This is a genomic window from Octadecabacter dasysiphoniae, assembly GCF_021532615.1.
Taxonomy (GTDB): domain Bacteria; phylum Pseudomonadota; class Alphaproteobacteria; order Rhodobacterales; family Rhodobacteraceae; genus Octadecabacter; species Octadecabacter dasysiphoniae.
The window spans coordinates 494,465-511,436 of the sequence record NZ_JAKGAQ010000002.1; the positions used below are offsets into that span (position 1 = coordinate 494,465).

The window sequence follows — 16,972 nt, forward strand, 5'->3', positions numbered from 1 at the left end:
TTCAGTCCTCCAGTTTGGTCATGGCCAGCAACGCGATGGCCAGAAGTTTCAGCAAGGACGGCACAAGCGCATAAAGCACCGTCAATAATGTCAGAACCTGCGCAGTGTTGTCCGTGCCTGCCTGAAATCCCTGCAATTCGAGCAAGGGCAACAACAGCACGGCCGCGAAGGCCAATGTAAATTTCGAAACCAACGACCACAGGCCAAAGCCCTGTCCGCCGTTGGGGGATATGATACTCATACGTTTGGCGAACATCGCCGGGAGCAAAGTTAAATCGGCACCAATTGTCGCACCCGACAAAACGCAGATAATCGCAAAGGCGGTGACGTCGCCGGTGCCCAGTGTGAAGGCCCATCCAAAAGACGCCACGGCCAACACCATCGCCCACAACAGCACCGGTTTCGCGCCGAATTTACGGGCCAATACAGACCAGAACGGCGATGAAACTGCTGCTGACAAAAAGAACAAAACCAAAAGCGGCCCTTCCCATCCTTGGGCGCCAAGGCGGCTTTCGACGAAGAACAGGAACAACGTCGATGATACGGCAAGCGGCGTCGCGTTGATCAACGCAAGCAACAACAAACGGCGCGCAGTTGGGTCATTTATGATATCGCGGATCGGGGTTGGCTCTTGGGCCGTGGACGCAGGTGTCCATTCGCGCCACATGAAAGCCGCGACAATCACGGTGGCGATCGCAAATCCCCAAGCAAAGGTCGCGAAGGGGTCGTCTGAATAATCCAACAACAACGTCGGCGCGATTGCAGCCAAACATATCCCCAACAGCGCACCGCTTTCGCGCCATGCGGCCAGTCGCACGTGGCCATCATGGCTGTCGCCCACCTTGGCGATGCCTTGGGCGTAAAAATTGATGGTGAGAAAACTGAATGCGCTAAACAGCCCTGTAATCGTCAGGCCAAACCACCACACCGGATCAATCGGTGGCGCAATGGCGAACAAACCAATCATTGACAGCGCCAGAATGGCTGCGCCGAACGTCACGGCAATTGCCTTGGCTGCCCGTAGGCGTTCAGACAACCAACCCAGCAGTGGGTCTTGCACAAAATCAAAGAACCGCAAGCCACCCAAAACCGCGCCAAGCACCGTCAGGCTGACGCCATAGGTGTCGGCATAGTATTTCGGCGCATAAATATAGATCGGCAGGCCCGCACCCGACAGAACGGCCGCGAACCCCGTATAGGCGGGATAGCGTTGGGATAGGGCGTGGCTAAGGCTCATCTTGTGACGTCTTTTGCGGGCGGCTCTGGGCGCGGGCGATACCCAGCACCTTTCCACCACAGCTTAACCGCCTGCCAATGGATCAACGCCAACACACGGCGCGATCCGAACGGGCGGCGCAACATGGCCTTCAGAATACTCGTGTTTGTTAGCGGTTTTCTCGGCCCCGTCAGGGTCGCAATCAAACCGGCATGATCTTCGGAAAAATCGATCCAGACGCCGATGCTGTCGGGCTGGATATCAAAACGAAAGGTGTATTCCCCCGCGATGTCCTGAAACGGAGACACATGGAAAATCTTTTGCGCGGAAATCGTATCCGCCTTCGTGATCGCGCGCAGATCATCATGGTGGCACAAATATGAATGACGGTCGCCAAACGTATTGGACACTTCGGCGATAACGACCCGCAATGTGCCTGCCTCATCATAACAGAGCCAGAACGACACAGGGTTGAAGACATGCCCCAACACCCGCGGCTGCGCGAGAAGTTCGACACGCCCTTTGACGTTAAGCTGATGGTGTTGAAGAACATCGCGAACCCACGCCGCGCCAATCCCGGCCTTTGGCGCGCCGCCATGGTCAACATCATGCAAAGACATCACGCCACGCCCATTGCGCGAAAACAGCGCGGGATGATCAATGTCCTTTTCGGCATCCAACAACACGTAGTCGATGGAATAACGGAACGCGTTTTTCGTCTCGCCCCGCCTGCCGTGATAGGTTTCACCCGCGATATGTTGGATTGTCGTCACTCTGCCGCAACCAACATGGCATCACGCGCGCGGATCGCCGCGACGACATCCATCGCGGACCCGATCCCGTCTTCGTGGAACCCGTTTTTCATCCACGCGCCACAAAACCACGTGCGATTGGTGCCATTGTACGCTGGCATTGCCTGCTGTGCGCCCAGCGCGGCCAAATCATAGACAGGGTGGCGCAACGTGACCTCATCCCAGATCAGCGCAGGATCAATGTCGCGGGTCGTGTTCAACGTCACAAACAATGGATCGCCCTTCAGCCATGGCTGCAACTTGTTCATCCAATAGGTCAGATCAATCCGATCCGATTGTTTATCCGCATCCTCTGAATACACCCAAGACGACCAAACCGATTTGCGTTTCGGCATGATTGAGGTGTCGGAATGCAGCACGATTTTGTTGGGTTGGTATTTCACCGCACCGAGCAGCGCAGTTTCGTCCGCTGATGGATCAGCAATCATCGACAGGCTGTCATCGGAATGGGTCGCAAAGATCACCTCGTCGAAGTCTTCCCATTCAGACCCCGGCGCTTTGATCTTCACACCGTCCTGATCGCGCCGAACCGCTTCGACGGGGGTGCCAAGGCGCATAACAACACCGCGCTCTGCCATCGAAATGCCGAGGCGCGACACATATTCCTGTGACCCGCCTTTGACGGTGAACCATTGATGCTGCCCCGTGATGCCCAGCAACGCGTGGTTTTCGAAAAACGTCATCATTGCGTGGGCTGGGAAATCCATGATCTTTTCAACGGGTGTCGACCAAATCGCGCCAGACAATGGCAACAAATAATAGTCGCGAAAATACGATCCCGCACCGAGCTTTTTGATCAACCCTTCAACGGTCAAACCGTCTTCCTTGGACAACCGCACGCCGTTTTTGTTGAAGTTCAGCACATCACGGATCATGCGCAGGAATTTCGGGTTGGCCATGTTTTTGGGCTGCGCGAACAACGCGCCAAGGGACGCCAGGCCGTATTCGAATGCGCCGCCGTTGATTGATGCGCCAAAGGACATGTTGGATTCTACCACAGGCACGTCGAGTTCGGCGAACAACGCCGCAAGATGGGGGTAGTTGGCATAATTAAAGACGATGAACCCCGTATCGACGGGCTGATCCCCGTTGACCCCGGCCATGCGGGTGCGGGCGTGTCCGCCAAGGCGCTGTTCGGCTTCGAACAATACCACTTGGTGATCTTTGGACAGCTCGTGCGCGGCTGCCATCCCTGAAATTCCCGCGCCAATTACCGCGATGCGTTTGATCGCATCGTTCTTATTATTCGTTGTCATACCGTGTCGTTCCCTCAGACTATCGCACCCAGCGCGACTGTGCCGCGCAGCTGTTCTTATAATCTTTACGCTGCGGGGGCGACTTTGGTTTTTAATAAGGTGGTTTATTTACTGATCCAAAGCTGACCAGCCCCCGTATTATTGATATGTTGACCGAAACATTAACCCCTACCAAGACGACAACACCAACTGCGCACACTGCGCTTTTGGCCTCTAAAGCCTTGAAACAAAATAAGACTCAGGGTGACTGCACACACGAGGTGAATGTGACGCCAGCGAATAAACCGGATCGAATGGCATGGGTAACCCACCTGGCCGCCATTCGTGACAACCAAGATCAATCGGCTTTTGCCGAAGTGTTCGGCTATTTCGCGCCACGCGTGAAGGCCTTTTTGATGAAGTCGGGGGCCAGCCCGGATCTGGCAGAAGACGTAACTCAAGAAGTCATGGCGACCTTGTGGCGCAAGGCCCACATGTTCGACCCCGCCAAGGCCAGCGTATCCACTTGGATATTCACGATCGCACGAAACAGACGGATCGACGTGCTGCGTAAACAGCGCCGTCCTGAACCAGAAGACCTGACATGGGGACCAGAAGCGGAACCAGACCAAGAAGACGTTTTGGCGCTGCAACAAGAAAGCGCGCAATTGGGTGAGGCCATCGCGGCCCTGCCCGACAAGCAAAGGGAACTGATCGTTCGCGCCTACTACGGAGAATTGACCCACAGCGAAATAGCCGACGCTACGGGCCTTCCTCTCGGAACGATTAAATCGAGGATACGATTGGCGCTGGACCGTTTGCGCCATCAATTGAAGTGAACTGTATGATGAACGAAATTAAACACCACCTGACCGACGCCCTTTTGATGGCGTACTCTGCCGGCTCGTTGCCCGAAGGGTTCAATCTGGTCGTCGCAACGCATATTTCCATGTGCGACGAATGCCGCGCACGGATGCATGAATTTGATACCGTGGGCGGTGCCGTGATGGACGCCGAAGCGCCCGAAGGCCTGTCTGACGGAAGCTTCGCCGCGACGCTTGCTCTCATCGCCGCTGAGCCCAAAGACGCGATTGTCGCAAAGCCCGCCAAAGGCGATTTGCCCGCACCGCTTCAGGATTATGTCGGCGGCAATCTGGCTGATGTAAAATGGCGCAAAGTCGGTGGCGGTGTCCGTCAGGCGATTTTGAAAACTGACAAATCCGCAAGCGTGCGCCTTTTGCACATTCCCGCCGGTGCGCAGATGCCAGACCACGGCCACCGCGGCACAGAACTGACGCTGGTTCTGCAAGGTGCCTTCAAGGACGAAACAGATCGGTTTGGCGCCGGTGACATCGAAGTCGCCAGCGAAGATGATCATCACCAGCCCGTCGCCGAAATGGGGCAGGATTGTATCTGCCTTGCGGCCACTGACGCGCCTTTGCGCTTTAACAGCTGGATTCCACGGATCGCCCAGCCGTTCCTGCGCATCTAAGTCACAACGATACGACACTACGCTTCCCCGGAACGAAAAAGGCGCCCTCAGAGAAATCTGCGGACGCCTTTTTTGCTTATTCCGTTCAGTTTAGCGCGACGGCAAAGACACCCAGCGCATGCCCGTCGCTTCACCAGTGGTGAGGTTGTTCAATTGGCCAATACCTGACGGCACACCGCCCGCGTCCAGCTGCAACGCCATGCGCAATTCGTTGTTGCCATAGGCGACGCCTGTTTCGGTTGCCTCCAACTGGAACTGCGCACCATTGGACAACACCACGCAAGACCGCGGGATCAACTGATCGCCACATTCGATGATCGTTGCCTCTTCTGGCGGATCGGTCAGCACCGATTGATAGTAAAATGTCAGCGTATTACCCGGTGCGAAAGGCCCCGTTTCACCGCCGGGCAACGCCGCTAGACAGCCGCTTAGTACCGTTGCCATCAACGCAAATGGCGCTGCCTTCTTAATTCCACGCAAGATCACGATTCTCTCCCCGCCATGTCAAATACCCATCGCCCCCCGGCGACAAAAAGAACGTGCGGCCACGATACGCGCCCGTCACAACAAAATAATCCAAGGTTCGTTCGACATGCCCAACATGGCCATTGGCCCCGCAAATATGCGTGCCACCACAGGGCGTCAGGCTATAGGTGTGCAATTCACCGTGCTCGTTCGCGACGACATAAACCGCACCGGACTCAAACGGCAAATCGCGGTAGCTGCTGTCGATCGTGCGGCGCGTCTCTGCCAAAAGATCATGATCTTCGATTTGACCACGAAACGTCGTCCAATCGGCGGTTGTGCAGGCACCCAGCACAAGCAAACTTGTCAGACCGATTAAATACCGCATGATCGCGCTCCCCTTTGGTTGCGCTACGCTACCCGCCACCCCGCCATGCCTCAAGCGACATTTGGCCTAGGTACGCCCGAAAAGACGCTCAATATCGCTGAGTTTCAGTTCAACATAGGTGGGGCGGCCATGGTTGCACTGACCGGATCGCGGTGTGCGCTCCATCTCGCGCAGCAGGGCGTTCATTTCTTCGCCCAACATCCGACGTCCCGTACGGATGGACCCGTGACAGGCCACGCGGCTCAGGATCGCCTCAAGTTTTTCCTGAACCAATGTGCTGGACCCCTGATCATCAAGCTCATCCAGAATATCGCGCAACATCGCCTCGGCGTTGACTTCGCCCAAAATCGCTGGCGTTTCCCGCACCGCAATTGCCCCGCCACCAAACGGTTCGATTGTCAGACCAAATCTGGTCAAATCATCAGCCACGGCCAAAAGCTGTGCCGCGTCACCCTCAGACATCTCGATAATTTCGGGGATCAACAGCGCCTGCGCTGCAACCCCGTTTTCAGCCATCTGGGTCTTTAACTTTTCATACACCAGCCGTTCGTGTGCCGCGTGTCCGTCCACGATCACAATGCCCGTTTCAGTCTGTGCGATGATGTAATTTTCGTGAACCTGTGCGCGCGCCGCACCAAGTGGGTGGCCTTGTGGCTGATCATCGCCTCGTGGCGCATCCTCAATCACTTCGACACGCCCGGACATATCCGGCGTCATCTCAGCGAACCCGCTTGGCCGATACGCTGGGCCCGTACCGCCTGTTGGCCGATCCATCTGATACACGCGCCCGGCAGGTTGTTCTGGTGTCATTGCCCCCAACGTCGCGCTAGCAACAGTCGTTGACGCCCGATGCCCGGCATTTGCCAACGCAGCGCGCAATGCGCTCACGATCAGGCCACGCACCACGCCCGGATCACGAAACCGCACTTCGGATTTGGCGGGATGTACGTTGACGTCCACGCGCGTCGGATCAACATCGATGAACAGACACGCGGCCGGGTGGCGGTCACGGCTCAGCGTATCCATATAGGCACCGCGCAACGCACCGATCAGGACTTTGTCCCGTACAGGGCGGCCATTCACAAACAGGAATTGTTGCACCGCTGACCCGCGTGAATACGTCGGCAGCGCGGCGTAACCCGTCAGATGCACACCTTCGCGTTCCGCATCAATAGGCAATGCATTATCCGCAAAGTCCTTGCCTAAAACACCACGCAAACGCGCATGCAGCCCTTCGAACATATCGCCCGTTTCACCGTCAGCACGAAACGTCACGCGGGATTTTCCCTGCGACACATCCGTCAGAATGAACGTCACAAACGGTTCCGCCATGGCAAGGCGTTTGATCACATCGTTGATTGCCTGCATTTCGGCGCGATCAGTGCGCAGGAACTTCAGGCGCGCGGGCGTCGCGTAAAACAAATCCCGCAGTTCAACGACCGTTCCAGCACTCAGCGCGGCGGGGCGCACCGGATCATGGACACCACCGGAAACCAAGATTTCTGCGCCTTCACCGTCGCCCGTGCGACTGCGAATGGTAAGCCGCCCAACCGCACCAAGGGACGGCAATGCCTCTCCGCGAAATCCGAAACTGTGGATGTTCAAAAGATCGCTGCCATCAATTTTGGACGTCGCATGACGCGACAGCGCAAGCGGCAGATCGGCGGGCGTCATGCCAACACCATTGTCGGTCACGCGGATCAGGGTTTTGCCGCCATCTGCTATCGCAATCTCGATCCGGGTGGCCTTCGCATCAAGCGCGTTTTCAACCAGCTCTTTAACCGCAGAGGCCGGGCGTTCCACGACTTCACCCGCGGCAATGCGGTTGATTGCGGCATCGTCCAGCTGCGCAATGACAGGGCGAAGATCGCTTATGTTGGGGTCAGGTGCGGCCATGGCGCTATAGATAGCACGCCACAGCCTGATTCTAATAGATCGAAAGGTGGTTAATTGGTGGCTTCCAACCCAACCGGCTGCCCTACAACGACAAAGTGCAAACCGTCAGGGTCCAGCAGCTCGCTTGCTACGCGGTTCACGTCCTCAAGGGTCACTGCATTCACCAAATCATTGCGGTTTTCGATGTATTCTGTGGGCAGCCCAACGGCCTGCATTCCCACCAAAATTCCCGCAATCTCGGCGTTCCCGTCAAACCGAAGCGGATAGGCCCCCGTTAAATAGGTCTTCGCCTGCGCCAATTCCTGCGCGCTGACGCCCTCAGACGCCATCAACGCCCATTCATCGCGCACGACCTCAATCGCTTCTGCGATGGTGCCATTGGCAGACGCAACTTGGCCCAAATACACCTCACTCAGGTCTTTGGGGACGAGGTACGTGTAAATCCCATAGGTCAGTCCGCGTTCTTCACGGACTTCACGCATCAAGCGGGATTCCAACCCATTGCCACCCAAGATCTCGTTCAACAGAAACGCTGCAAAGAAATCATCGGCATCACGTTCAATCCCCGCATGTCCGAACAAGGCAACAGACTGGGGCGTTTCAAATTCTACAATGGTCGTGCCGCCGTCCAGGCCGAATTCCACACGCGGCGGAATTTCGGGCCCGTCTTCAGGCAGCACACCAATCAGATCATCAATTAGAACGCCAAGTTCCTCAGCCGAAATATCACCAGCGGCGCCCACATGAACACGGCCCTTTACCAATGCGTTGCGGTGCGCATCAAACAAATCCGCTTGGGTAAGGGCAGCGACAGTTTCAGCGGTACCATCAATGGACGATCCATAGGGGTGGTCGCCGAATGCAGCAGCATCAAACGCGGCACCGGCAATGCTGTTGGGGTCTTGCGCATCGCTGCGCAGGATAGACTGCACCTGTGCGCGGACACGTTCGATTGCGTCATCGTCAAATCGCGGGTTGATCAACGCATCGCGCAACAACGCCACCGCCTCGTCACGATTTTCAGATAGGAAAACCGCCGAAACAGACACGGAATCATCATAGGCATTAAATCCATACGACGCGGCAAGCGCTTCGCGGGCTTCCTGGAACCCACGAGCATCCAGATCGCCTGATCCTTCTTCAAGAAGGGCCATCATCAAGTTTGTCGCACCCCGCTTACCGGGTAAATCCAGCGTCGCACCACCGTCAAACACGATTTCAATCGCGACAAACGGAATCGATTCTTCTTGGACCAACCATGCGTCTACCCCACCGGGTGACGTAATTTCCTGAATATCAATCGCACGCGCAGGCAGGGCGGCGACAGCTAGGGCAAAGGCAAGGAAAAGACGGATCATTGAAGGACCTCCCTGCTGGGAATGACCCAACCTGTAACGGATTGTTTGCGATCAAGGACGCGCGCCGCGGCGGCCAGCACGTCTTCTTCGGTGACGGCTTGCAGGATGTCAGGCCATGCTTGCACGTCCTCAACCGTCAAACCGGACGTCAACGCAGCACCGTACCGGCGCGCAAGACCACCGACGTTGTCACGGGCAAAAATCTCACCTGCTTTCAACTGGGTGCGCAAAGCCTCCATGCGCGCCGGATCAATTCCATCGTCAAGGAACTTGGCAACAGCGGCATCCATCGCGTCTTCTGCTTCTTGCAAGCTCACGCCCTCAGCTGGCACGACTGTCAGCCCGAATGTACCATCATCAAGGTTCAGCCCGTCATAGAACGCACCCGCATAGACAGCGGTATTCGTTTCGAACTGCAATGCAATCCCAAGCGCAGAGGTGAAGGGCGATCCCCCCAACAGGTCCGCCAAATACGTCAATGCCGCGGCTTCTTCTTGCGCGCCTGCGTCACGTTCCGGCGCAAGATACGTGCGGCTTACATAAGGCTGCGCCACACGTGCATCCTCAAACACCAAACGACGTTCTGCCGTCTGCGGGGGTTCCTGCGTGCGGAACCGCTCAGGCAGGTTCGGTTCAGCGGGAAGCGGGCCGTAGTATTGCTCTGCCAGGGCCAAAACGTCCTCGGGCTCTACGTCACCGGCAACCACTAAGATCGCGTTATTGGGGGAATAATAGATGTCATAGAACGACAGCGCGTCTTCCATATCCAGCGTTTCCATCTCGTGTTTCCAGCCGATGATCGGCACGCCATAACGGTGGTTCAGGAATTGCGCAGCCCGCATCTGTTCACGCGCCAAAGCACCGGGTGAATTTTCAGTGCGCTGATTGCGTTCTTCCAAGATCACGCCGCGTTCGGTCACGATATCATCTTCGGTCAGGACCAGATTGTTTATCCGGTCGGCCTCATATTGCATCATCAAGGGCAAACGGTCCGCTGCAACACGCTGAAAATATCCTGTGTAATCATAGCTGGTAAACGCATTGTCTGATCCGCCATTTTCCGCAACGACCCGCTGGAATTCACCGCTTTCGACATTTTCAGTCGCCTTGAACAACAGATGTTCAAGGTAATGCGCAACGCCAGAAGACCCGACAGGTTCATCCGCAGATCCGGCCCGATACCAAAGCATGTGCACAACAACGGGCGCGCGGTGGTCTTCGATAACAACCACGTCCATTCCGTTATCAAGCTGGTAGGTCGTGACTTCTTCGGCCGTGGCTGTCGTAGCCAATAAAGCAAGTGCCGCAGCAAATAGGCGCATCAAAATTCTCCGCTTATGTTTGGAATGTACCTACGCCGGATCGGGCGGGCTTCAAGGGGCCATACGCGGATGTGAGCGCGGTGTTGGTTACTGTGGCGGCGCAGATGGCGTTGCGACGCCCGCATTGCGGAACCGCGTGAGTTCGGCGTAGGCGTCAAGCGCTTGGCGCGCATAGGCGCGGAAATACCGATCGCGTCCACGAAAGAACCCGAACCGCGATTGACGTGTGCGAAATGCTTCGTCTTCGGACGCCAAAGTCTGGCGGATGGCAGGGTCAACACCATTGCGGCTTGCGGCGGCGACAAGGGCACCATCGCGCACAGGTACGCCATTTGGCACCAGCGCATTGGCACTACCGCCAAGCGCGACAACAGCATCCGCAATCGGTGCAGGATCAGCACGGTTGCCAGCGCCGGGGGTCGGTGTTGGCAACGTGGCCGTGTCCGCCGGCAAAACCAGCGGCGCCATCGGCATCACACGGAATTCGTCAGGGCCACCGCCCGAGGCACGCAAATCCCGCAAACCCCGGTCCCCGCTTGTGCAGGCGGCCAATGTCAGCATCGTTGCGATACATATGAATAATCTTGTCATCATCCGCCTCACGTCTTCCTTGCGCTTGTTTTAGACCAATCCACAGTCCACGTCACGCAGTCTTCTTTTTGTCGTTGCTGTCCGTGAACAACACCAAACCAATCGCCCCCGCAAAGATCGAAATATCGGCGATGTTAAACGCATACGGGTTGGTGAAACCGCAACATGACATATTCAGAAAATCCGCAACGGCGCCGTGTAAAACACGGTCCACAACATTGCCCAGCGCACCGCCAACCAAAAGGCCCGCGCTGATATAGGCCCATTTTCCCACGTTTTCGCGTTTAATCCACCAGATCACAAAACCCGATATTACCAAGGCAACGGCAATCAGCACCCAGCGCATATCAAAATCCGCAAACAACCCAAAATTCACACCGCGATTCCACGCCATGCGCAACGTTAAGAACGGCGGGAACACCTCGTAGGTTTGGTTTGGCAAATTGGGCAAGTTGATCTGATAGAGCACGTAAAATTTGCTCAGCTGATCCACGAGGAAAATCCAAAAGCCGGTCCAGAATGTCAGGCGCATTTACGTTTCTCCTCAGTGGCGGAAGTGGCGCATGCCGGTGAACACCATCGCCAATCCTGCTTCGTCTGCTGCGGCAATCACTTCATCGTCGCGCATAGATCCACCGGGTTGAATGACACAGGACGCACCCGCCGCCGCGGCCTCAAGAAGACCATCGGCAAACGGAAAGAACGCATCGGACGCGACAGCAGCACCCTTAGCAAGGCTTTCGGGCAAACCTAGCGCATCAGCCATGCGCTGTGCCTTCGTGGCAGCAATCAACGCTGAATCAAGACGGGACATCTGCCCGGCGCCCACACCAACCGTCGCCCCATCTTTGACGTAGACGATGGCATTGGATTTCACATGCTTGGCGACTTTCCACGCAAACAGCAAATCAGCCAGCTGTTCTTCCGTCGGGGCGATTTTGGTCACCACTTTCAGATCAGACGCCGCAATATGACCGTTGTCTTTGTCTTGCATCAGATATCCACCCGACACTTGACGAATGGTCTGCGCCACCGCCATCGGATCAGCCAAACCGCCTGTCGTCAAAAGGCGCAGGTTCTTTTTGGCTGCAAACATTGCTTTGGCTTCATCTGTCACGGACGGTGCGATAACGACTTCGGTGAAGATGTCTGTAATGGCCTCGGCTGTCTGGGCATCAAGCTCACTGTTCAGCGCAATGATACCCCCGAACGCAGATGTCTGATCGCATTCAAACGCCTTCTGGTAGGCTTCTGCCAAGGTCGCACCGCGTGCCACGCCGCAAGGGTTCGCGTGTTTGATGATCGCAACCGCGGGGCCGTCTTTGGCATCAAATTCGCTGACCAGTTCAAACGCGGCATCAGTATCGTTGATGTTGTTATAAGACAGCTCTTTGCCCTGATGCTGCTGCGCCGTCGCCACGCCGGGGCGGGCAGATCCATCTGTATAAAACGCAGCCGACTGATGCGGGTTTTCACCGTAGCGCAACGTCTGCGCCAGCGTTCCACCAACCGTCTGACGGCGCGGTGTGCCATCCAACTGGCCAGCCATCCACGTGCTGACAGCAGTGTCATAGGCCGCCGTGCGCGCATAGGCCGTCTGCGCCAACCGCTGACGCAGGGCATAGGTGGTGTGCCCGTCGTTCGCCTCAAGGTCAGCAAGCAAGACCTCGTAGTCTTCAACATCAACAACCACGTTTACAAAACCATGGTTCTTGGCAGCGGACCGGATCATCGCAGGCCCGCCGATATCGATATTCTCGATCATCTCAGCATCTGCCGCGCCACGCTTCAGCGTTTCCTCAAACGGATACAGATTGACGACAACCAGATCGATTGCGCCAATGTCATGTTCATCCATTGCGGCCACGTGGGTATCATTGTCGCGCAGCGCCAAAAGCCCGCCATGAACCGCCGGGTGCAGCGTTTTTACACGTCCGTCCATCATTTCAGGAAAGCCTGTTACATCGGCCACGTCTCGGACCTCAAGACCTGCATCGCGCAACGCGGACGCCGATCCACCCGTGGACAACAATTCAACCCCGCGCGCGGCCAAAGCCTTACCTAAATCAATCAATCCGGTCTTGTCGGATACGGACAGCAAAGCGCGGCGGATGGGTTGAAGATCGGTCATGTTGGCCCCCTCAGGCGGTATCAGTTTTCCAGATCCGTCGTCGTCGCGCCTACGTCACGCAAACCAGTCGGCACATCATGTGCCTTGGACAACGACCAACGGATGCGCGTCGCATAGGCCATTGCGCGCCCAGATAAAACCACCTGTTGCGTCGCACGGGGCCGCAATCGCCCGTTTTCTAAATAAACCGATGGTTCAAGGCGCATATCTGCCGCCCCGTCTTGGCGCAGCACCCAAATCTCACCTGATTTTTGCGTCAGCGAAATCGCCGCACCGCCAAGATCAATCACGGCCTCGACCTCGGGATGCAAATGAAACCGCACGGACCATGCGATCCCCTGCAGCTTTTCACGATCCAGCGCACGGTCAAAAACCGGCTCGTCTGCGGGGGCCAACGTGGTGATCAAATCTTCGCCTGCAATGCCACGCCCGTCCGACGTCAGATCAAGGGTGCGCACATGTGTCAGCCCGTTGCTGCGCCGGTATCCGTCGTGCGCCGTCGCAAGGCGGTACCCGTCTTTCAGGGTGCTGATGTCGGATTGGACCTCAACAGGGCCGTCTTGCAGCAACTCCTCGCCATTCTTGGCGATTGTTATACGCGACGATGACAACCCTTCGATACACAGCGTCGAATGGCTTGGCGTGGCCCGACCCGCGCGGCGCCATTCGGGGCCAAAATTACTGCCAGACCCACAATTCACGATCAAAGGCCTGCGCCCCGATGTAATTTCCATCGCCAAGGTCGATGCATGCGCTTCGGCGGCGTAATTTCCCGACGGCGGCGCACCCACATCCACGACAACGCTGGTTCGCCCTGCCGACAAACGCCCGTATCCCATATGAAGCGATCGATCAGGCTGCTCGAACGTGCCAACAGCGGCCAACGCTTGATCCAACCACCCATCAAGCCCACGCCCGCCGCCGTGAAACCGTGCCAATCCGCCGTCAGAATGGCGCAGCGCCCGCAAGGTCGGCGCGATACGGCCCATCGCAGACGTCAGCGTTTCAGGTACATCGCGCTCCGCACCGCGCAGGGCAGTTTCCACCCATGACAGCAGCGTCAAAATCTCAAGCAGTTCTTCGGGGTTGCGCGACGGAATACCACCGTCCAGCCCGATCTGAACCTTGCAATCGCGGGTCAGCATATCAATCGCGGGGGCGACGCGGCCTTCCATCCCTTCCAGCGACAAACCCGCATAGATCATCCCTGCCAAGGCTTCGAACCGCGCCAAACCGGGACGGGCCGATTTCCAGCGGCGCGATAGGAAAATTGCCTGCTGTGCTGCGGATTTGAAATAGGCTTCTGACGCAGATTTATCGGCACCGCGCAGCAGGAAAAACCCGTGTGCAATCCAGCGAATCAAACGCCGTCCTGTGATGTCAGGCGTCCAGCCCGCCCCACGCCCGTGGCCGTATTTTATGATCCATTCTGCCAACCACGCCTGTGCCGTTGCGCGCGCTTTGGCATCACCCACGGCCGCCATATCATCAAGCCACGCAAACCCGTGAGCATCATTCGTTGACGTATCAACGCGCGCCGCTGCGTCCCACAGGTTAACGCTAGGCGCTTCGATCAGGTGACCGGAAAACAGGAAATTACCCGCCAACAGCTGACGGCCCCGCGCATAATGGCCGATCATCTTGGGTTCAGGGTTTGATCGAAATCCAGTCGCGGGACGGGTCCGTGCGGCCAGCCGCGCGTGCAGCCGGTTCATCAGACGCACGCGCCTTGAATGTGTGTCGGTTGTGTCAACCACGTCGTCTGTGCCTCTCGCCCGTGCTATTCAGCATCTTTGCGTTGGACTGACCATAGAAGGCTCTGCGTTTTAAGTCACGGCTTTAACTTAGGCAGGTTTGCGCAATTGGGCGATGTAAAACCCGTCCATACCGCCCTTGTCAGCCCAAAAATCCGGGCGCAGGCGCAATCCGCCTTCTTCAGTCCGCCAATCAGCGTCCACACCAGCAACATCCAACGCATCCACATCCACCGTCAGGCCGGGGTTACGTTCAAGCGCTTCGTCGACCTGAACTTCGCCTTCATCAGGCAGCAGCGAACAAGTGCAAAACACCAATCGCCCACCAGGTTTGAGCAGCGTCAAAGCATGATCAATCATCCGGGCCTGCTGATCGATCAGGTCTTGAAATTCGGACCCGTCCTTGGCGTAGGGCAAATCGGGGTGACGACGGATCGTGCCCGTTGCAGAACAGGGTGCATCCAGCAAAATTGCGTCAAAGCCACCTTCGCTAAATTCAAACGCATCCGATGTGACAGTCTTGGCCGTCAGCCCCGTACGTTTCAGGTTTTCCTTCACCCGGATCATACGCCCAACGGACGAATCAATGGCCGTAACATGCGCACCGGACGCCGCGATTTGCATCGTCTTGCCCCCCGGCGCCGCACATAGATCAAGGATTTTTTCGCCGTCCTGCGGGGCCAGAACCATCACAGGAATTGCGGCGGCGGCATCTTGGACCCACCAGTCGCCCTCATCAAAACCGGGCAGCGCAGACACCTGCCCCGCGTTCGCCAGCCGGATCGACCCAGTCGGCAAAATTTCGCCTTTCAACGCGTCATTTGCAGCGGCAACATCCCCTTTGACGGTAATATCCAATGGCGCGCCTGCAAAATGAACGGCTTCCATGGCCGCTACGATCTCGGGCGAATAGGCGTCTTTTAATGGCCCACGCAGCCAACCGGGAATGCGCGGATTGGCAAGTTTCGCCCACCCGTCAGGTCCCTCGGCGGCGACTTTGCGCAATACTGCGTTGGTCATGCCCTTCATCGTCGCCGTGCGCTTGTTGCGCGCTACCAGTTCAACACCGGCGTTCACAACACCATGCGCCGCCTCACCGCCCGCCAATTCAACAGTGCACAGGCGCAAAACGTTGCGCACGGCCTCTGGCGGGGTTTTCTGCAAAAACCGCGCCAACATGCGATCCGCACGCGCCATGCCGCGCAAAGTTTCCGTCGCAAGACGCTGGGCGCGGGCGCGGTCTTCGGCCGGAAGGTGCTGCAACGCGCCCTCCCCAATCAGCTCGGACAGCAGTTTTCCTTCGCTCGTAACCTGATCGAGAAGGAAAAGCGCGGCCTTGCGTGGCCCTAACCCTTGTTGCTGCGACATATGTAACCCCTTGGCGAATGATCTTGGCGGGGTATATCAGGTGGGTACGCCGCGCAAGGAGAGCAACGTGACCAAAGACCTACCAGATGCCGCAAAGCGGGCCTTGGCCGAAGCAGAAGACCGCCGCAAGACCGCAAAAGAACTGGAGTTGGCAAAAGAACTCGGTGGCCGCGACGGGCCTGAACCCGTCCGCTTTGGTGACTGGGAGAAAAAGGGCATCGCCATTGATTTCTAGGCGTTGGATCAGATCATGATCATCGAAATCCGAAAATATACGTTAAAACCCGGACGACGCGAAGATTTCGTCACCTATTTCGAAACCGTGAATCGGCCTGCCTTACGTGATGCGGGTATGCTCGTGTTTGGACCAATGCGGGATTTGGATAACCCCGACGTCGTCCACTGGATGCGCGCGTTTGAAAACGAAGAACAGCGGCAAAAGATCAAAGATACGTTTTATGACGGCCCTGTTTGGACGCAAGACGTTGAACCCGTCGTCATGCCAATGATCGAAAAATTCGAAGCCTCAATCGCGCAAACCACCGACGGTTTTCTAGGTTTCACCGATACGCCAAAACTCTAGCGAATGCGAAGAACCGCATCGTCACCCGTACCCTGATCCACAGTGAACCGGATCCGGTCGCCATTCACCTCAACCAGCTGGCAATTGTACTCGATCGGGTAACCTGACCAATCCATGTCACGGCAGAAATATCCGTCTTCCCACGTCCATGAACCGACGATATCCCAACCCGCTGCGCGCCCTGTGATGGTGCCATTGTCACGTACATTCAACGTCAGGCCATACAACGCAATCTTCAGGTCCTTGCCACCAACCGTGTCCACAAACGTCGCGCGATCACTGATGCGCTCATAGGCTTGCGCGCTTGCGGGCAAAGCCACAAGCAGTGTCGTAATCAAGGAAAAAGCGCGAAACATAAGCG

18 protein-coding genes are annotated in these 16,972 nt (G+C 56.9%); 4 read left to right on the plus strand and 14 right to left on the minus strand.

All coding sequences use genetic code 11. The features are described 5' to 3' along the window. Position 1 precedes the first annotated feature (1 nt). From L0664_RS09350 to L0664_RS09360, 3 genes are read right to left on the minus strand one after another with little or no spacing between them, the layout of a single operon-like run. Complete coding sequence (locus tag L0664_RS09350) at positions 2-1,237, minus strand: MFS transporter (RefSeq protein ID WP_235225495.1); 1,236 nt, start codon at positions 1,235-1,237, stop codon at positions 2-4. Continuing rightward, positions 1,234-1,989: a DUF1365 domain-containing protein gene (locus L0664_RS09355; protein WP_235225496.1), complete on the minus strand. Its 756-nt coding sequence runs from the start codon at positions 1,987-1,989 to the stop codon at positions 1,234-1,236. The genes L0664_RS09350 and L0664_RS09355 overlap by 4 nt, the downstream gene beginning before the upstream one ends. Next, on the minus strand, positions 1,986-3,284 hold the full coding sequence (locus L0664_RS09360) for an NAD(P)/FAD-dependent oxidoreductase (protein ID WP_235225499.1): 1,299 nt from the start codon (positions 3,282-3,284) through the stop codon (positions 1,986-1,988). The genes L0664_RS09355 and L0664_RS09360 overlap by 4 nt, the downstream gene beginning before the upstream one ends. A gap of 293 nt (positions 3,285-3,577) precedes the next feature. Here L0664_RS09360 and L0664_RS09365 point away from each other — a divergent pair, with 293 nt between their 5' ends. Beyond that, positions 3,578-4,102 (plus strand): sigma-70 family RNA polymerase sigma factor, encoded by a 525-nt coding sequence (locus L0664_RS09365; RefSeq protein ID WP_235226167.1) that lies wholly within the window; start codon positions 3,578-3,580, stop codon positions 4,100-4,102. Positions 4,103-4,110: 8 nt separating this feature from the next. Further along, positions 4,111-4,755: a ChrR family anti-sigma-E factor gene (locus L0664_RS09370; RefSeq protein ID WP_235226168.1), complete on the plus strand. Its 645-nt coding sequence runs from the start codon at positions 4,111-4,113 to the stop codon at positions 4,753-4,755. Positions 4,756-4,845: 90 nt separating this feature from the next. Here L0664_RS09370 and L0664_RS09375 read toward each other — a convergent pair whose 3' ends face one another. From L0664_RS09375 to L0664_RS09420, 10 genes are all read right to left on the minus strand, one after another. Then, positions 4,846-5,199, minus strand: a complete 354-nt coding sequence (locus L0664_RS09375) for a hypothetical protein (protein ID WP_235225503.1) — start codon at positions 5,197-5,199, stop codon at positions 4,846-4,848. A gap of 22 nt (positions 5,200-5,221) precedes the next feature. After that, positions 5,222-5,608, minus strand: coding sequence for a hypothetical protein (locus L0664_RS09380; RefSeq protein WP_235225505.1), 387 nt, complete (start codon positions 5,606-5,608; stop codon positions 5,222-5,224). A gap of 66 nt (positions 5,609-5,674) precedes the next feature. Then, positions 5,675-7,504, minus strand: coding sequence for a DNA mismatch repair endonuclease MutL (gene mutL / locus L0664_RS09385; RefSeq protein WP_235225508.1), 1,830 nt, complete (start codon positions 7,502-7,504; stop codon positions 5,675-5,677). 50 nt (positions 7,505-7,554) lie between these two features. Further along, the gene (locus L0664_RS09390) at positions 7,555-8,862 is read right to left on the minus strand and encodes a M16 family metallopeptidase (RefSeq protein ID WP_235225510.1); all 1,308 of its coding nucleotides are present in this window, start codon (positions 8,860-8,862) and stop codon (positions 7,555-7,557) included. After that, on the minus strand, positions 8,859-10,184 hold the full coding sequence (locus L0664_RS09395; protein ID WP_235225512.1) for a M16 family metallopeptidase: 1,326 nt from the start codon (positions 10,182-10,184) through the stop codon (positions 8,859-8,861). The genes L0664_RS09390 and L0664_RS09395 overlap by 4 nt, the downstream gene beginning before the upstream one ends. Positions 10,185-10,271: 87 nt before the next feature. Beyond that, complete coding sequence (locus L0664_RS09400; RefSeq protein WP_235225514.1) at positions 10,272-10,778, minus strand: DUF3035 domain-containing protein; 507 nt, start codon at positions 10,776-10,778, stop codon at positions 10,272-10,274. A gap of 49 nt (positions 10,779-10,827) precedes the next feature. Beyond that, positions 10,828-11,307, minus strand: a complete 480-nt coding sequence (lspA, locus tag L0664_RS09405; protein WP_235225516.1) for a signal peptidase II — start codon at positions 11,305-11,307, stop codon at positions 10,828-10,830. A 12-nt stretch (positions 11,308-11,319) separates the two neighbouring features. Further along, positions 11,320-12,906: a bifunctional phosphoribosylaminoimidazolecarboxamide formyltransferase/IMP cyclohydrolase gene (gene purH / locus L0664_RS09410; RefSeq protein ID WP_235225519.1), complete on the minus strand. Its 1,587-nt coding sequence runs from the start codon at positions 12,904-12,906 to the stop codon at positions 11,320-11,322. 20 nt (positions 12,907-12,926) lie between these two features. Beyond that, a complete protein-coding gene (locus L0664_RS09415; RefSeq protein ID WP_235226169.1) occupies positions 12,927-14,621 on the minus strand; it encodes a heparinase II/III family protein in 1,695 nt (564 codons plus the stop codon). Positions 14,622-14,750: 129 nt separating this feature from the next. Then, positions 14,751-16,028: an RsmB/NOP family class I SAM-dependent RNA methyltransferase gene (locus L0664_RS09420; protein WP_235225521.1), complete on the minus strand. Its 1,278-nt coding sequence runs from the start codon at positions 16,026-16,028 to the stop codon at positions 14,751-14,753. A gap of 67 nt (positions 16,029-16,095) precedes the next feature. Here L0664_RS09420 and L0664_RS09425 point away from each other — a divergent pair, with 67 nt between their 5' ends. Both L0664_RS09425 and L0664_RS09430 read left to right on the plus strand, forming a co-directional pair. Next, positions 16,096-16,263 carry a DUF1674 domain-containing protein gene (locus L0664_RS09425; RefSeq protein ID WP_235225523.1) on the plus strand — a complete coding sequence of 56 codons (168 nt, stop codon included), beginning with the start codon at positions 16,096-16,098 and terminating at the stop codon, positions 16,261-16,263. 15 nt (positions 16,264-16,278) lie between these two features. Beyond that, positions 16,279-16,611, plus strand: coding sequence for a putative quinol monooxygenase (locus tag L0664_RS09430; protein ID WP_235225525.1), 333 nt, complete (start codon positions 16,279-16,281; stop codon positions 16,609-16,611). Here L0664_RS09430 and L0664_RS09435 read toward each other — a convergent pair. Then, complete coding sequence (locus L0664_RS09435) at positions 16,608-16,967, minus strand: dihydrodipicolinate reductase (protein WP_235225527.1); 360 nt, start codon at positions 16,965-16,967, stop codon at positions 16,608-16,610. The genes L0664_RS09430 and L0664_RS09435 overlap by 4 nt on opposite strands. Between the last annotated feature and the right edge of the window lie 5 nt (positions 16,968-16,972).

Bases quoted from the DNA above. Each gene is read 5' to 3' on its own strand.
- L0664_RS09350 (WP_235225495.1), bottom strand. From the start codon at position 1,237: ATGAGCCTTAGCCACGCCCTATCCCAACGCTATCCCGCCTATACGGGG.
- L0664_RS09360 (WP_235225499.1), bottom strand. From the start codon at position 3,284: ATGACAACGAATAATAAGAACGATGCGATCAAACGCATCGCGGTAATT.
- L0664_RS09365 (WP_235226167.1), top strand. From the start codon at position 3,578: ATGGCATGGGTAACCCACCTGGCCGCCATTCGTGACAACCAAGATCAA.
- L0664_RS09370 (WP_235226168.1), top strand. From the start codon at position 4,111: ATGAACGAAATTAAACACCACCTGACCGACGCCCTTTTGATGGCGTAC.
- L0664_RS09375 (WP_235225503.1), bottom strand. From the start codon at position 5,199: ATGGCAACGGTACTAAGCGGCTGTCTAGCGGCGTTGCCCGGCGGTGAA.
- L0664_RS09380 (WP_235225505.1), bottom strand. From the start codon at position 5,608: ATGCGGTATTTAATCGGTCTGACAAGTTTGCTTGTGCTGGGTGCCTGC.
- mutL (WP_235225508.1), bottom strand. From the start codon at position 7,504: ATGGCCGCACCTGACCCCAACATAAGCGATCTTCGCCCTGTCATTGCG.
- L0664_RS09390 (WP_235225510.1), bottom strand. From the start codon at position 8,862: ATGATCCGTCTTTTCCTTGCCTTTGCCCTAGCTGTCGCCGCCCTGCCT.
- L0664_RS09395 (WP_235225512.1), bottom strand. From the start codon at position 10,184: ATGCGCCTATTTGCTGCGGCACTTGCTTTATTGGCTACGACAGCCACG.
- L0664_RS09400 (WP_235225514.1), bottom strand. From the start codon at position 10,778: ATGATGACAAGATTATTCATATGTATCGCAACGATGCTGACATTGGCC.
- lspA (WP_235225516.1), bottom strand. From the start codon at position 11,307: ATGCGCCTGACATTCTGGACCGGCTTTTGGATTTTCCTCGTGGATCAG.
- purH (WP_235225519.1), bottom strand. From the start codon at position 12,906: ATGACCGATCTTCAACCCATCCGCCGCGCTTTGCTGTCCGTATCCGAC.
- L0664_RS09415 (WP_235226169.1), bottom strand. From the start codon at position 14,621: ATGAACCGGCTGCACGCGCGGCTGGCCGCACGGACCCGTCCCGCGACT.
- L0664_RS09420 (WP_235225521.1), bottom strand. From the start codon at position 16,028: ATGTCGCAGCAACAAGGGTTAGGGCCACGCAAGGCCGCGCTTTTCCTT.
- L0664_RS09430 (WP_235225525.1), top strand. From the start codon at position 16,279: ATGATCATCGAAATCCGAAAATATACGTTAAAACCCGGACGACGCGAA.
- L0664_RS09435 (WP_235225527.1), bottom strand. From the start codon at position 16,967: ATGTTTCGCGCTTTTTCCTTGATTACGACACTGCTTGTGGCTTTGCCC.